Annotated in this window: 15 protein-coding genes; 8 read left to right on the top strand and 7 right to left on the bottom strand. The window is 50.5% G+C overall.

The genetic code is table 11. The features are described 5' to 3' along the window. Positions 1-9 precede the first annotated feature (9 nt). Genes ACYVEA_RS32295 through ACYVEA_RS32280 form a run of 4 tightly spaced genes read right to left on the bottom strand, consistent with a single transcriptional unit; the run spans position 10 to position 4850 of the window. On the bottom strand, positions 10-1848 hold the full coding sequence (locus ACYVEA_RS32295; protein ID WP_461117503.1) for a carbamoyltransferase family protein: 1839 nt from the start codon (positions 1846-1848) through the stop codon (positions 10-12). Then, the gene (waaF, locus tag ACYVEA_RS32290) at positions 1836-2954 is read right to left on the bottom strand and encodes a lipopolysaccharide heptosyltransferase II (RefSeq protein ID WP_461117502.1); all 1119 of its coding nucleotides are present in this window, start codon (positions 2952-2954) and stop codon (positions 1836-1838) included. The genes ACYVEA_RS32295 and waaF overlap by 13 nt, the downstream gene beginning before the upstream one ends. After that, positions 2951-3544: a D-glycero-alpha-D-manno-heptose-1,7-bisphosphate 7-phosphatase gene (locus ACYVEA_RS32285; protein WP_461117501.1), complete on the bottom strand. Its 594-nt coding sequence runs from the start codon at positions 3542-3544 to the stop codon at positions 2951-2953. Before ACYVEA_RS32285 ends, waaF begins: the two co-directional genes overlap by 4 nt. After that, the gene (locus ACYVEA_RS32280; protein WP_461117500.1) at positions 3537-4850 is read right to left on the bottom strand and encodes a glycosyltransferase family 4 protein; all 1314 of its coding nucleotides are present in this window, start codon (positions 4848-4850) and stop codon (positions 3537-3539) included. Before ACYVEA_RS32280 ends, ACYVEA_RS32285 begins: the two co-directional genes overlap by 8 nt. Before the next feature lie 244 nt (positions 4851-5094). Between ACYVEA_RS32280 and ACYVEA_RS32275 the strand changes: the two genes are divergently transcribed. After that, on the top strand, positions 5095-6072 hold the full coding sequence (locus ACYVEA_RS32275; RefSeq protein ID WP_461117499.1) for a glycosyltransferase family 4 protein: 978 nt from the start codon (positions 5095-5097) through the stop codon (positions 6070-6072). A gap of 60 nt (positions 6073-6132) precedes the next feature. On the opposite strand, the gene ACYVEA_RS32270 is transcribed toward ACYVEA_RS32275, so the two are convergent. Then, the gene (locus ACYVEA_RS32270) at positions 6133-6519 is read right to left on the bottom strand and encodes a hypothetical protein (RefSeq protein ID WP_461117498.1); all 387 of its coding nucleotides are present in this window, start codon (positions 6517-6519) and stop codon (positions 6133-6135) included. A gap of 249 nt (positions 6520-6768) precedes the next feature. On the opposite strand from ACYVEA_RS32270, the gene ACYVEA_RS32265 reads away from it, so the two are divergent. From ACYVEA_RS32265 to ACYVEA_RS32255, 3 genes are all read left to right on the top strand, one after another. Beyond that, complete coding sequence (locus ACYVEA_RS32265; protein ID WP_461117497.1) at positions 6769-7017, top strand: hypothetical protein; 249 nt, start codon at positions 6769-6771, stop codon at positions 7015-7017. Positions 7018-7159: 142 nt separating this feature from the next. Then, positions 7160-7741, top strand: a complete 582-nt coding sequence (locus ACYVEA_RS32260; protein WP_461117496.1) for a Crp/Fnr family transcriptional regulator — start codon at positions 7160-7162, stop codon at positions 7739-7741. Positions 7742-7916: 175 nt separating this feature from the next. Then, a complete protein-coding gene (locus ACYVEA_RS32255; protein WP_461117495.1) occupies positions 7917-8603 on the top strand; it encodes a hypothetical protein in 687 nt (228 codons plus the stop codon). Positions 8604-8648: 45 nt separating this feature from the next. On the opposite strand, the gene ACYVEA_RS32250 is transcribed toward ACYVEA_RS32255, so the two are convergent. Continuing rightward, the gene (locus ACYVEA_RS32250; RefSeq protein ID WP_461117494.1) at positions 8649-8867 is read right to left on the bottom strand and encodes a hypothetical protein; all 219 of its coding nucleotides are present in this window, start codon (positions 8865-8867) and stop codon (positions 8649-8651) included. Between the two features lie 454 nt (positions 8868-9321). Here ACYVEA_RS32250 and ACYVEA_RS32245 point away from each other — a divergent pair, with 454 nt between their 5' ends. From ACYVEA_RS32245 to ACYVEA_RS32230, 4 genes are all read left to right on the top strand, one after another. Next, entirely contained in the window at positions 9322-10233 is a 912-nt protein-coding gene (locus ACYVEA_RS32245) for a sugar phosphate isomerase/epimerase family protein (RefSeq protein WP_461117493.1), read from the top strand. A 174-nt stretch (positions 10234-10407) separates the two neighbouring features. Next, entirely contained in the window at positions 10408-11997 is a 1590-nt protein-coding gene (locus tag ACYVEA_RS32240; RefSeq protein ID WP_461117492.1) for a glycoside hydrolase, read from the top strand. Between the two features lie 31 nt (positions 11998-12028). After that, complete coding sequence (locus ACYVEA_RS32235; protein ID WP_461117491.1) at positions 12029-13675, top strand: 2,6-beta-D-fructofuranosidase; 1647 nt, start codon at positions 12029-12031, stop codon at positions 13673-13675. Between the two features lie 229 nt (positions 13676-13904). Next, complete coding sequence (locus ACYVEA_RS32230; protein ID WP_461117490.1) at positions 13905-14855, top strand: AraC family transcriptional regulator; 951 nt, start codon at positions 13905-13907, stop codon at positions 14853-14855. A gap of 184 nt (positions 14856-15039) precedes the next feature. Here ACYVEA_RS32230 and ACYVEA_RS32225 read toward each other — a convergent pair whose 3' ends face one another. Then, entirely contained in the window at positions 15040-15426 is a 387-nt protein-coding gene (locus ACYVEA_RS32225; protein WP_461117489.1) for a hypothetical protein, read from the bottom strand. Between the last annotated feature and the right edge of the window lie 20 nt (positions 15427-15446).

Genomic DNA, 15446 nt, shown 5'->3' with positions numbered 1-15446 from the left:
ATGGGTTAGTTAGGTCGTAACGGCTGTTTGCTCGCTTCGGTCAAGGGCCGACAGGTGAGGTTGGCCGGTGTTTTTCTCAAGGAAAAATGAGCCAATGACCAGTGCATCCAGCGGGGATGTCCAGAAGGATTCGATCGCGTCGCGGGGAGTGCAGACAATTGGTTCACCGCGCGTGTTGAACGAGGTGTTGATCAGCACGGGCACCCCTGTTTGTTCAGCAAACGCCCGAATGAGATCATAGTACGGTTTATTCTGACGTTCATTCACCGTCTGAATTCGGGCCGTTCCATCGGTATGCGTCACGGCCGGAATTGTACTGACCATGTCGGGACGTACCTCATTGACAAACAGCATAAACGGCGACTGCCGCGCATTCAGAAAATACGTATCAGCGGCTTCTTCCAGCACAGCAGGCGCCACGGGTCGAAACTCTTCCCGGTCTTTCAGGTCATTGAGTCGTGCCTGCATCTCGGCCGGAAACGGGGGCGCAATGATCGAGCGGGCACCTAGCGCCCGGGGGCCAAACTCCATGCCCTGCTGAAACCAGCCGATAATATTCCCGGCCGCCAGGTACGCAGCTACCTCATTCGCCGGATCGGTCAGTCGCCGGTAGGGCAATTTCGACCAGCGCAGAAACGCTTCTATTTCGTCATCGCTGAAGGAAGGCCCCAGATAAACCTGCTCCATAACGTAGCGCCGTTCACAACGGGCGGGGTAGGCGGCTACCAGTGAGGTCGACGCGGGCGCTTCCTGCGTCGTGCTACGTTGCTGGGCATCTATCCACATCGCGGCTCCCAGGGCTGTACCCGCATCACCCGCGGCAGGCTGCACCCAGATGTTCCGGAACGGTCCCTGATCGCGTAGCCGGGCGTTCATAACGCAGTTGAGTGCTACGCCACCCGCCAGACAAAGACTGTCGGCGTTGGTCTGTTGCCGCAACCAGTTGCAAAGTTTCAGTACGGTTTCTTCCAGAACGAGCTGAACGGAATGCGCCAGATCGAAATGATGCTGATTCAGCGGTCCCCCTTTTTCGCGAGCCGGGCCGAAAGTTTCGACCAGATTGAGCGGTGCAATCGTATACTGTCCCCGGGCGGTCAGTTGAATACATTGCCGGAAATAATCGGCGTAAACGGGTTTGCCATAGGAAGCCAGCGCCATCACCTTATACTCATCGGACGAATGCAGGAAGCCCAGATACGTAGTAAGTTGCTCATACATAAGTCCCAGCGAATGCGGCAGGCAAACCTCACCCAGTGAAACCAGGTGATTGTCCTCGCCCAGCCAGTAACTCGTGGTGGCCACTTCGCCCCGGCCATCGAGCACCAGCACGGCTGCGCGTTCGTACGGGCTGGGCAGAAAGGCGCTGGCCGCGTGCGCTACGTGATGATTGACAAAATGCCACTGATACGGTCCCTCGGCCGTGGCCCCCTTAAATCGACTGGCCAGATGCAGCGGTACACCATCGACCAGATGACCCGGCGCATTGAGAATACTGGATAGAAACAGGCCATCGTAAGGATTCAGCCAGCCCTCAGGCAGATCGGGGCCGGACAGGGCACCCGGCTTCAGTGGTAACTCAACTGTAGTTGCCTCCGGATACGTACCTGGTAATACGGTTGGATCGAACGAGTAGGCGGTATGATGAACGTCGGCAAGCGTGATACCTGCTTTTTTCAGACAGAAATCAATGGCATTGTAGGGTAGCTCATATGTCGAAAACGGAATGGGGCGTTTGCCGTGTTTGATGTGCGTAAACCGCTCTTCTTCGGCAGCGGCCAGAATAATTCCGTCTTTAACCAGCGCGGCAGCCGGGTCATGAAAAGCTGCATTGATACCTAATGTGTACATACTACGTTGTTTTTAGAAAATAAAGCTTGCTCAAGCTCATCAACCGCCTGCACAATGGCTTCGGGCGAAGCCGTCGACGGGATTGATTCGGGAAATTGCTGCAGCAGCACATTCCTGGAGCGCAGCGCTGCCGGTACGTCGAAGTACAGCACCCGGCTGGGTACTTGCCAGGGCGTATGTTGCGGATTGGTTTTGGCATACAGCACCACAACGGGCGTTCCGACGGCTGCGGCAATGTGTACAGGGCCTGTATTATTGGCAATCAGCAACGGCGCTTCGGCCAGTAAGCCGATGAGCTGGCCAATGGTTAATTGTCCAGCCAGATTAATGATTGGCTCCCCATCCGTATGTCGGCGGAGTTGCTGCTCAATCCGGGCGGTTAGGGGTTGCTCGGACTGGCTTCCTGTCAGCACAATCTGATACCCGGTTTTCTGCCGGAGCTGACTTAGCGCCTTCGCAAAATCGTCGGCAGGATACCGGCGTTTGGCCTCACTTACGCCCGGATGGAGTACAAGCCAGGGCCGGTCCAGATCGACCCCCTGAACAGTCAGCAGGTTACGGGCATACTGGCGGTCAGCGAGCGGGACCGTCAATGACAACGACTGCTCAGCAGGCTGGCAACCAACAGTCTGTACTAAATTGAGCTGTCGTTCTACTTCATGCCGTGTCGCCATCAGCACCTCCGGGTCAGGCACCCAATCGGTCATCAGCTGGTAGGGATTTTCCCGGCAGTACCCCAGCACCCGCGGAATATCGGCCAGGTAGCATACCAACGCCGTGGGTAACGGATTCTGACTCTGAACGGTGAAGATGATGGCCGCATCGAACGCGTAGGGTTTCAACCGGGCAACCATTGGCAGAAGTCTGCTACGTCCGTCGGCGTCGCCACTCACCCACGGCACATCAAATTGAATAACGTCGTCGATGTCAGGAATATAGCTGGCAATAGCGGCCCCGGCAGATGACGTTAATAAGGTGAGCTGACAGTGGGGCCAGGTTGTCTTCAGCGCCCGAAAAGCGGGGGTTGTCATCAGTACGTCGCCCAGGTTGTCCAGTCGGACGCACAGGATGCGCAGGCCATCTCGCCAAAAGTCCAGGTCTTTCATGCGTTGATTGGTTGATCTGGTAAGGCTGCTATCACTTCGTGGGCCAGCATGTAGCTGGTCGCTTCCTGTAGGCTTTTGGCCCGGGCAGTCGGGAGTCGGTGCGGGCTAAGTAGCCACTCTGTTTCGTTCCCGCGATCGATCAGGAGGGTACGGCATCCGGCCCGATTTCCGGCTTCTACATCATTCAGAATGTCGCCTACCATCCAGGACGTTCGCAGGTCCAGCTGATGCTCCCGTGCGGCCTGTAGCAGCAATCCAGGTTCCGGCTTTCGGCAGGGGCATGCCTGCGCGTAGGCTTTTACAGACCCTGCGGGATAATGTGGACAGTAGTAAAAGGCGTCGGGTGCAGCCCCAAAGGGACGTAACAACTCAGTCAGTCGATTCCATACACTGGCTAATGCCGTTTCCGGAAATCGCCCCTGGGCAACCCCCGCCTGATTGGATACGACAATCAGTTTAAAACCCGCAGCCCGCAGTCGGCGCAGGCTTTCACCCGCATCCGGATAAAGTGTTATTTGGGTTGGATCGACATTATACGGGATGTCAGGAATCAGCGTACCATCTTTATCCCAGAATACCGCCTTATTCATACGGATTTTTTGATTTATAGAGCGTTGGTGACTGGTACTGAGCGGCACCCAGCCAGATACCCGTCTGAATCCGGCCATTGGTAATCAGATCGTACAAATCGGCCGTTTGGCGCGCTACCTGCTGCCACGTATAGCCTGACCGTACATGCTGAATGGCAGCCCGGCTGTATTGGTCGCGCAGGCTTTTATGCGACAGTAGAACGGCCAGCCGGGCTGCTAAAGCAACCGGGTCATTGGGAGGCACCAAAAAGCCGGTTTTATTAGCCAGGATCGTATGTTTAATACCGCCCACCGCCGACCCAACAACGGGTGTTCCGCACGCCATCGCTTCCAGGGGGGTAATACCAAAAGGTTCGTAGGAAGGCGTTGTGACAAAGGCGTCGGCCGCACTGTAATAGTTGCGCAGTTCATGTCGCTCACGACTGCCCGTGAACGTAACGTGGTCCTCGACCCCCAACTCGGACGCTATGTGCTGTAGGCGGCCAATTTCGGGCGTCAATGTGGGGTCTGCATGCCGAGAGTCCCCACCAACGATCAACAACTGAGCGGGTATCGTATGTTTTTGATGGAGCAACGCCAGCGCCTGAATAACCGTAGCGATCCCTTTTCGGGGCACCAGACGACCAAGCTGCAACAGAAGAGGTATCTGCGGGGCAAGTCCCAATTGTTGCCGGGCGATTGCCTGCCCGACCGGGAAAAAATCATCAGGATTGTAGCCGTTGGGAATAATGCTCGTTTTACTGGGCGATGCGCCGTATAAGGTAATCAGGTCGACACTATCCTGCGGACAAAGGGCTATAATGCCATCGGCTTCCTGCACGATTCGTTTTTCAATGGCGATACGTTCGGCGGGAAATCCGTCATCAGCTCCCTGATGGATTCGCCGAACCAGGCCCAGAGCATGAAAGGTAATGACAAAGGGCAGCTTCAACTGCTGCCTGAGTGTAAGAGCGACCAACCCCGACATGAAAAAGTGAGCGTGCACCAGCCGGTAGACCATAGCGTTCTCCCGAATAAAGCGGCTCATGTTCTGGGCAAACTCGTCCATGTGAGGCAGTAACTTTTCCTTGGAGAGATACTCGCGGGGACCAGCGGCTATGTGAATGACCCGGATTCGGGGTTTCCAATGCACAATTTCAGCCTCTTGGGGTGATGTGCATCGGGTAAACACGTCTACAGTGTATCCTACTTGTGCCAGGCCGCAAGCCAGTTCAGCCACAGCGATATTCTGTCCACCCGCGTCAACGCCCCCGATAGAAGCCAGTGGAGACGCATGTTCGGAAATAAGGACTAGACTTTTCTCCATTACACTTGATTGAGCGGGCTGAGGTCTATCCCGTAAAATCAAGAAGGTAACTTACCCTTACAAACGAGGTTAGTCCAGCGGAGCTTTTTATGAGAAAACGGAACATTGTATAAGAAAACGGACCCGGCCCAGCCTAAATAGGTCAAATACCCGGCGCATTAAAACCGTTTGCTCCCCTTCGCCGTTGGGGTTCTTAATTTACCCAAACCAACAACTAAGCTCAGCGTCAAGTGAGAACAATTTTATGCGACCACTAAACATTTTAATCTGGCATATTCACGGAGCCTACCTAACCGCTATCACGCAAACTATTCACAACTGGTACGTACCAACCAAACCTGGCGGGCCGGAAGGCTACGTCGGTCGCGGAAAAGAGTCAACAATGCCCCCCTACGTGCGGGAGATTCCGGCAGAAGCGGTACGTAATCTTGATCTGGACGTAGTGATTTGCCAGACACCCCGTAATTATGAACGGGACCGCTTCGAGATTCTGTCAGCAGAACAACAACGATTACCAACAATTTACCTGGAGCATAATGCGCCTGAACCACACCCAACCGATTCGCGACACCCGGCCGCCGATGATCCAGCCGTTACATTGGTGCATGTGACGCAGTATAATCGGCTGATGTGGGATAATGGACAGACACCTACGCGGGTCATCGAGCACAGCGTTGCCATTGATCCGGCGCTTCGGTATGATGGTCAGCGTCGGGAGGGGATCATCATCGTCAATGAGCTACAACGCCGGGGCCGAATGGCCGGATTTGATTTGTTCGAGCAAATGCGCCAGCGTGTACCCCTGACGGTAGCGGGCATGAAATCAACCGAAATTGGCGGAATTGGTGAAATCCATTACACCCAGCTACATCGTCGCGTCGCCGAATACCGGTTTCTGTTCAGTCCCATGCGGTACAGTAGCCTTCCGCTGGCGGTGATTGAAGCCATGACCATCGGTATGCCCGTTATTGCACTGGCAACTACCGAATTGCCGACCGTCATCGAAAATGGGGTACATGGGTTTGTGTCAGCCGATCCGGATGAACTCATTGACCGGATGCAGTTTTTACTCGACAATCCGGATGAAGCCAAGCGTTTAGGCGACAACGCTCGCCATCTGGCGTTGAGTCGCTTTGGGTTGAGTCGTTTTGTGCAGGACTGGAACGCTGTTTTTATAGAGGTAACAGCCACCGTAGCTTATCACCAAAAACACGGGTATTAGGCTAATTACCCGAAGCTGGACCAGCTTTAGAGATCGATTAAACAGCCTGTCATCCAGGGCCTACAGGACCGTTATCGATCGGCTAACCGTTGTTGGTTTGGGCGTGGTAATGCTGATGCTACGTACCTCCATCTCAAGCCCGTTAGATATCTTAAGCGAATACTCGCCATCCGCTAAATCGGTTATATCCATACTAATCCGGGCTGTTGTCTCGGGTGGCTCAAGCGTTTTATTAAAATATAGATTACCCCGCTTGTCAACGAGTTGAATAAACACCAACCCGCCGAGTTGTTTGTCTATATTCACCCGCAGTTTGGTGCCATGAGCAGCCAGATATATGCCTGTCTGGTAATGAGCCAGTTCGGTAGGGCGATTTTTTTTGCGGGGTTGGGGGGTCGTAGGCCCCACCGTGATTGACAGGAGAATAAAGAGGACTAATGGGCTCATCAACGTAACTAGTTAAGGGTTTGAGGATGGTCAATCGGAACTCTTTAAAGACAGGTAAAAAAAAGGAGCGGAGGTATTTCTGGATAAAAGGTTGTTATTCTCCATAGCTGGTAGGGACCTGTATCGGTCAGCCTTGGTAGCGTGAAACATGACTAGCGGCTATTTTAGTCGGGTCAATACGTTCTCTGTTCTTGTTAATAGCTGATGAATAGGTTTATTTAGGCTTGATCTTCCAAAAAACGTACGACGATGAAAAACCTTGATCCAGTCAGCAAGCGTATCCTGGTAATTGCCCTGTCTATTTCCCTGCTACTGCTCTCACTCAGCGCCTTTCTGTTAACCATTAGCCGCGTTACCGCCAAACCCACGAATGGGGTATATGAGAACTACGTTGGACTGGGGGTCGATGACGAGTTCGTCTACTACGCCGACCTGGGCAAACTCAGGATTTATAAGGCACCCAAGAGTAAAGCCCAAACGGCCGCTAGCTGGAAGTGAGGTATTTGATAAGGATTATGGCTTGTTTTGATGCGAAAACACAACGGTCCTAAAGTAAATGGCAGCTGATACTGTCAAGCCTTAATCAGGCAACTGTTGCTATACAAAAATTAACGGTACATAGCTCATCAGCGAACCGAAAATGAATAAAGAACCGTTACGAAATTACATTCAGCATAATTCGCCTGCGTCCCCACAAATAGTCGAAACTATTACCGATTTTTTTGAACCCAAGGAATTTGCAAAAAATGATTTCTTTCTTAAAGAAGGTAAAATCAGTACTGATTATTTGTTCCTGACCGAAGGCTTAATGCGCGCCTTTAGTTTTGATACAGAGGGCAACGAAGTTACTACGTACTTCTACACTAAAAATAGAATGGTGTTCGAGGCAGCCTCTTTTTTTACGCATACCAATTCCGCAGAAAATATTCAGGCAGTCACCGGTTGTAAAGGCTTTACGATACCGTTTGAAAAATTAAATGGCCTCTTTCATTCCATTCCCGAATTTCGGGAGTTTGGCCGATTAATGTTAGTAAAGGGATTTGTTGAATTTAAGCAGCGAACACTGGCATTAATTACCAGGCGTGCCGAAGAACGGTATGCAGATTTAATGAATTCAAACCCGGAAATCGTTCAGTACGCGCAACTGAAGCATATTGCTTCTTACCTCGGAATCACGGATACCTCGTTAAGCAGGATACGAAAAGAGTTTTCGAAACGATAAGATCACGCTCATTTCTTGCCATTTGACAAGTGCTTTTAGTTGAGTTATTGGGTCCTTTACATTGAAAATTGAATTAATAAATATCAGGATTCATTTTCCAATCAAGACAAGTAGGAGCAACGCTTCGAGTCTCTTGATTATTGACGCAACCCAATAATGAGTAAACTAAAGTAGAATGGAAAATTTACCTGCATACGTCTATTTGACATTTGGCGCTACTGTTGTAGCTGCCGTTTGGTTATTCTATCGGGCCACCAATAATTCAAGGTTATTTTTAGTCTGGATCAGTATCTGGATATTACTTCAGTCGGTGCTCAGTAGTACGGGCTTTTACAATAATCCGGCATCAATGTCCTCGCGATTTCCGTTACTGATTTTGCCGCCGTTTCTCTTTTTGGTATCGCGCTTTTTTACTGAGCAGGGTAAACTATTTATTGATAGCCTGGACCTTAAAATATTGACTATTTTTCACGTCATCAGAATACCGGTTGAACTCGTGTTATTCTGGCTGTTTGTCCATAAGTCAATACCAGAAGCTATGACGTTTGAGGGTAGAAACGTTGATATACTATCCGGGCTGTCAGCGCCAATGATTTACTACGTTGGCTTTGTGAAAAATAAACGTAGCAATTCCGTACTAGTCACCTGGAATGTAGTCTGTCTTGCCTTGCTATTAAATGTGGTAATTACGGCTATTGTAGCTTTGCCGGTACGATTCCAGTACTTTGGTTTTGAACAGCCTAACGTAGCCATCGGCTACTTCCCGTTTGTGTTGTTACCCGCCTGTCTGGTGCCGTTAGCGATGTTTTCAAATTTAGCGGCCATTCGCCAGTTACTTAGGCCGAAGACCATCACTGTTTAAGGCAAATAGACAGGAAGCTGGCTGGTCATTCTGCCTGACTTTGCGTTAGGCCTCCTGGTATTCTTCTTTCGAAACCGACTCCGCCAGCGCGTCTGCCTCAGCGCGATTCAAGAGCCGATGGGCTGCCCAGACGGCCAGTTTGATGCCAGCCAGCGCAAACCATAGGACGAATGCATCGACTAGCAGGAACAGCAGTACGGTCACGGTAGTTGAAACCTGATAGCGACTAAGCAAATTCTGCTCAGCATAAAGGACTATGAGCAAGAGCGTTGTTATAGGGAGAATTAGTAGCGCCTTCATGTAAACGTTGAATTATACTTACCAATGTAATTAGAAGTGAACAAAAGAACAAACTATCATACGAAAGATTCGTCTACTCTACCTGTTGCTGTGAAGGAATATTAATGACCCTTTGGCGAAATATCGCCTTTATCCAGCATTCGTCTTCACTGCCAAAACCTCTGCAATCATATACGTCGACGGGCGTAGTGTGGATTGGCGTTTTCGCTAAACTCCAGGTAGCCGTTATCGAAGACCAAAATAATCCAGCCCTATCACGGGGTTTGCCACTATAGGAATAGACGCAGATTGGGCCTGCCTTCGGCGATTCAGTTGCTGGATCAGCCCGGCGTGGCCGAAAATGGGTATGCACAGCGGTAAGTTTAGCAGACTTATCCCTTTTGTTCTCATACAACCTCCTGTGCTTGATCGTAGCCCCATGAATTTATTCGAAAATCAATCGTCAAGAAGAGACTTTCTAAAGCATACCACCGGCATACTTGCCGGAGTGACCCTGGCAAATAGGCTTTCCAAAGCGGCTATTGTTGGCGCACCTGCTGCCGGATTAACCCTGCCACTGGGTGTTTGTACTACGTATGACAAAGCCGATTTATTAAAAAAACTGGGGTATTCATTTGTTGAGGAAAGTGTTGGTCGTTTTCTGATCCCGGATGCGGGCGGGGATGGGCAATACGAAAAAAATCAGTCGGCCCTGAAGACCGAAAACTTCCCGGTTCGATCGTATATCTATTTCTTTCCGGGCAAGCTAAAATCTGTAGGTCCTGATCTTCATCACGAGGCTATTTTACAGCGGGCCGACCTGGCGCTCAAGCGGGCGAAGGAGTGTGGCTCGAAGAATATCGTATTTGGCAGCGGTGGGTCGCGGGCCATTCCCGATGGCTTTGATCGGGCTACGGCCAAGGCACAGCATATCGCGCTCTGTCAGAAAATGGCTCCCTTAGCCGAAAAACACGGCGTTACGTTGGCAGTGGAACCGCTGAACCGGAGCGAAACGAATTTCATCAATAGCCTAGCCGAAGGCGTAGAAATCATTCGGGCAGTCAACAATCCCTGGTTTCGGTTGCAGTGCGACATCTACCACATGCTTAAGGATGACGAAAAACCCGAAGAGATCGTAAAGTATGGTGAACACATCGTGCATTGTCACATAGCGGAAAAACAAAGCCGGACCGCGCCGGGCGTAAAAGGGGATGATTTCAGGCCTTATTTCCGCGCACTGAAACAGATAAACTACAAGGGAGGCTTGTCGCTGGAGTGCAACTGGACGGATTTTGACGCTGAAATCACCCGCGGTATAGCGGTCGTCAAGCAACAGTTGTCGGAGGTTTGAGCGACTGTGCTTCGCCAAAAATTCAGTTTCTATAGTTTCCCGGGCCCGCCCGTGCGGCAGATTTTATTAGATTCCATTGTTGCTGAATATCAGAATATCAGTGGTGCGGAATCAGCCGCGCAGGCGGCCCCGAGAATACTTTAGCAAAGCCCTAATTACCTCACTCTTTTTTTGATGAAATCCCTGTCCATAACGGCCCTTCTCCATCTTAGTCTGCTGACGAGCACGAGCCATCACGCTACGTTCCCTGGACCCGTCGGGCCACTTATTCAGCCGGTGACGGTCAATCTACAGGAGGAGTTTCAGACCATCCATAGCTTTGGGGCATCGGACTGCTGGTCGGCGAAGTTTATTGGCAAGTGGCAGGACGAAACCAAAAAGAACCAGATCGCCGATCTGTTGTTTAGCCTGGATACGCTGGCCAATGGGCAACCCAGGGGCATCGGGTTATCGCTATGGCGCGTGAACATCGGCGCGGGTAGTTATGAACAGAAAGATAGCAGTGCCATTCGGGATGAATGGCGACGGGAAGAATGTTTTCTAACGCCCGACGGTCGCTATGACTGGAGTAAGCAGGCTGGAAATCAGTGGTTTTTGCAGGCGGCCCGCCAGCGGGGTGTTCGCTATACGCTGGGGTTCACCAACTCACCCCCTGTACAGATGACCCGCAACGGCAAAGCGTTTTCGCTAGGGGGCAAGACAATCAATCTAAAGCCGGGCGCGTTGGAGCCCTTCGCCGATTTTCTGGCGAACGTAGCGGATCACTTCAAATTCGATTACCTGAGTCCCATCAATGAACCACAGTGGGACTGGACGGCGGATAAAAAGGGGAAAGCCGGTCAGGAAGGTACCCCCGCCGAAAACGCCGATATTAGGGCGGTAACCAACGCCTTGTCGACCAAACTAGCTGCCAGCCAAGCCAAAACGACGGTAGTGACGGGGGAAGCGGGCCAACTGGATTTCCTGTATGGCAGAGCGGAAAGTGGGAGAGGGGAGCAACTGAATTACTTTTTTGCGCCAAAGCAAGCCACTTCTCTAGCCAAATTGCCCAACGTTGAGCCCGTCTGGGCGTACCATAGCTACTTTACAACCTGTCGGGATTCAACGCTGGTGGCAGTGCGCCAACAGGCGGCTCAACGGGCCAGGTCGGTGGGTAGTCCCCAACTCTGGCAAAGTGAGTTTGGCGTGTTGGGCGACATCTGCGGACAATACAACGGCAGCCCCCGCCATACCGACATGGCGTACGGGTTGTACGTGGCCAAAGTCATTCACAACGACCTGACGGTGGCCAACGTTACGTCCTGGCAGTGGTGGCTGGCGATCAATCCGTATAATTACAGTGATGGGCTTGTGTACATCAACGGACCCGATGGCGCCTATAAACAGCACGACAACGCCCGGCAGGATGGGCAGGTCGTTGACTCGAAACAACTCTGGGCGTTTGGCAATTATGCCCGTTTCATCCGGCCAGGAATGAAGCGGGTCGCTGTCCGCATCGGTGCCAGTAGCAACCCCGTAGCGGAAGCGGGTCAGTGCATGGTTTCAGCTTACAAAGATCCGGATCGTAAACAGATCGTGCTGGTTTGCATCAATATGACGCCCAGCGTTACCGACCTTCCCCTTAATGGACTAAAACTCAAGGATAATCGCTTCGCCAGCTACGTAACGGCCGAGGCCAAAACGCTGACAAAATCCATCGTTAGCCCAAACCGGATTCAACTGGAACCGAAATCGGTTACTACGTTGGTTGGGACGTATCAATAGCGTATCTATCAGGGCTAATCACGACAACAGGATGAAATCAGCTTTACAACACATAACCCTGATTGGGTTGATCAGCTGCGGCAGTTGCTCCCTTCAGGCACAAAACCTGTCGGTTACCATCACCAAACGATACCTTAACCTGCCTGTGTCGCAGGCCCAAAAGAGGGGAACGATGCAGTTTATGGTGAAGGATAAACCGGAGCGGGCCTTCAAAATAAGGCTGGCGGCTAAACCCGATTACTGGGTGTTCTGCGACATGGCGGCTCTCCAGGGAAAAACCATTACCATTCGGTATGATGGCAATCAGGAGGGGTTGGCGAAAATCTATCAGGCCGATAAAATTGCCGGTCAGGATTCGCTGTATCGGGAAAAAAACCGGCCGCAATACCATTTTTCAACCCGTCGGGGCTGGATCAACGATCCCAATGGTATGATCTATTATGCCGGTGAATATCATCTTTTTTACCAGCACAATCCTTATGAGCGGGAATGGGAAAACATGTCATGGGGCCATGCCGTAAGCCGCGATATGATCCATTGGGAAGAGCTGTCAACGGCCTTATCGCCCGATAGTCTGGGTACTATGTTTTCGGGGTCTACCGTGATTGACTACGCCAATACGGCCGGTTTTAATCGGGGAAACATACCGGCGATGGTGGCTTTTTACACGGTGGATAATCCGGAAAAACAGATTCAGTGCATGGCCTACAGTCTGGATAAAGGGCGTACCTGGACAAAATATGCTCAAAATCCACTGATCGATTCGAAAGCGAAATGGAACAGCAAGGACACCCGCGATCCACGAGTGTTTTGGTATGCTTCCGGTAATCATTGGGTAATGGTCCTGAACGAACGCGATGGACATTCGATCTACACCTCCAAGAATATGAAGGCATGGACGTTTGAAAGTCACGTTACCGGTTTCTGGGAATGCCCTGACTTATTCGAGTTACCCATCGACGGCGATTCCACTAAAACCAAATGGGTGATGTATGGCGCGTCCGCTACGTATATGATCGGTTCCTTCGATGGGAAAACATTCACGCCCGAATCGGGCAAACACTACTACGTTACCGGCACCCTCTATGCGGCACAAACCTTTGCCAATATGCCCCCAAACGATCCCCGCCGTATTCAGATTGGCTGGGGTCGGGTGCAACAGCCCGGCATGCCGTTTAACAATATGATGTTACTGCCGACTGAATTACGGCTTCGCACGACCAAAAATGGCCTGCGATTGAGTAGCGTGCCGGTCAAGGAAACGGACCAGTTGTTTGAGAAAGTACAGCAGGGGACGTCACTGAGCGCAACCGCTGCCAATGAAAAACTGAAATCATTTAACCAGTTAGACCGATTTCGGGTCAGGACCACGCTGAAATTGTCGCATGCTACCAGCGCGGGCTTATCGCTTTTCGGACAGCGATTGCTGGAGTATGATATGAATGGCAACCGGATCAATGGCGTGTTCTATTCGCCCGAAAATATGACCAGTATGGAGCTTGCCGCCGACATTTACGTTGACCGAACATCCATCGAAGTATTTATTGACGGAGGGGCTTATTCGTATTCGCTGGAAAGAAAGCCCATATTGGGCAACAACGAAGGCCTTCAGGTTTGGGGTACGGCCATTGAGGTGAAGGAGCTTGCCATGTACATGGTCAAATCAATATGGAAATAATGTCTGGTCGTGTACAACCCATACGCTTATTTAGGGTCTATATTACGTGAATCAGAAGCGAATTGGTACCAAGTTCTGGTGAGCCGTTCAACAGGCCTGTGCTGATAAATTACTATAATAACAATAAAAGTTAGGTGATTATGAATGGGTAAACAACCGGATTTGTTTACATTACATACAGTGCCTGATTAGTAATTAGTTGGGAATCAGTTCGATAAATTAACATTTCATGAAAAGTGTACAGATAGCTCCATTTGATATTTCCCGCCACCTGCACACCAGGCGTCTGGAACAGGAAGTCGAAAACCGGACAGCTTACACGATTGATACGGCTGAACTAACGATCTATGAAACGCATCAGGTTGCTGAAAAACTTGAAATCACCTTTGACAACCCCGTGTTAGCCAGCATGATTCGGGGTAAGAAAGTGATGAACTTACCCGGTACCGGTAAACCCTCGTTCGATTTTTTACCGGGCGAATCAATAATTGTTTCCAGTAATGAAACGATGCAAATTGATTTTCCGGAAGCCGAGCACCATAATCCAACCCAATGTCTGGGATTGGTTATTGCCCCGGATAAAATACTTCAGGTAACCGATCTGTTAAATGATCGGGCGCCACTGATCGACACGACACAGGGCTGGCAATTTGGACAGCACAATTTCTTCCTGACCAACGACGTACCAATCCAGCAACTCATTGCCCGCCTGATTTATATCTTCACCGAAAACAATGAAGCTAAAGACGTATTTGCTAATCTTGTTTTGCAGGAGTTGGTTGTCCGACTGATGCAAACGCAGGCGCGTACGCTGCTGCTAAGCCCGGAAACGGCTTTCGCAAATGTGAATCGGCTGGCGCACGTCGCTCAGTACATTAACAAACATATAAGCCGCAACATACAGGTTCGGGAACTGGCTGACGAAGCTTGCATGAGTGAACCAAACTTCTATCGCACGTTCAAACAGACCTTCGGCATGACACCAGTTGATTACATCAATCAGCAACGTATTGCCTTGGCTTCTCGATTATTACGAACCACCAATCGCGGCCTAACCGATATTAGCCTTGAGTGTGGATTCAATAACCTGACCTATTTCATGAAAATGTTTCGACGTGAAATGGGAGCTTCACCCTCCCAATACCGCAAGCAAGCGATGTCGGCAGTAAGTAATGCGTAAACTGATTGGAACATAAGCCGTGACATATACCTTCACCATGAACGTAGTGAATTGCTGATTTTCTGACATTTAGCTGAAAGATACTGTATAAAAATCGTCGGCTGATGATTTGTCCGGGAAGCCTGCTCCTAAACAAATCATCAGCCGACGGTTTTTATATAATTGGTCAGATTGTGCCGACTCGTTATTGTTTAACGCGTACGGCTGTCGACTCAAGCATACTCATCAGCATGCCTTTCAAATTATCATCATCCACTTTCTCCAGGGCAAGATCAATCTCTCCGGCCTGCTCCGTATTAAAGTGAATTGTTAGTTTTTTCCCTGCGTCTTCCTCGATTTTAGTAATTGGAGTGACGGGTCTTGTGCCTGTTGGATCTTTTAGTTCACCAGTTAGTTTTCCGTCTTTCCTAACCAGTTCGGCCGTCATTTTTGCGTCACCATCGGGCGTTCCCTTTATGGTAATATCCCATTTTCCGGCAAAAAAGTCGGTTGATGGCGTAGTGGTTTGGGAAAAGCCCCTGGCGCAAATGCCCAGGAGGAAAACGAACAGGAATAGATTTACTTTTTTCATTAATCGACTGGTTTAAACGT

It is taken from the genome of Spirosoma jeollabukense (assembly GCF_054777855.1).
The sequence above is the reverse complement of the archived record's forward strand: the minus strand, read 5'-3'. Positions and strand labels throughout refer to the sequence as shown.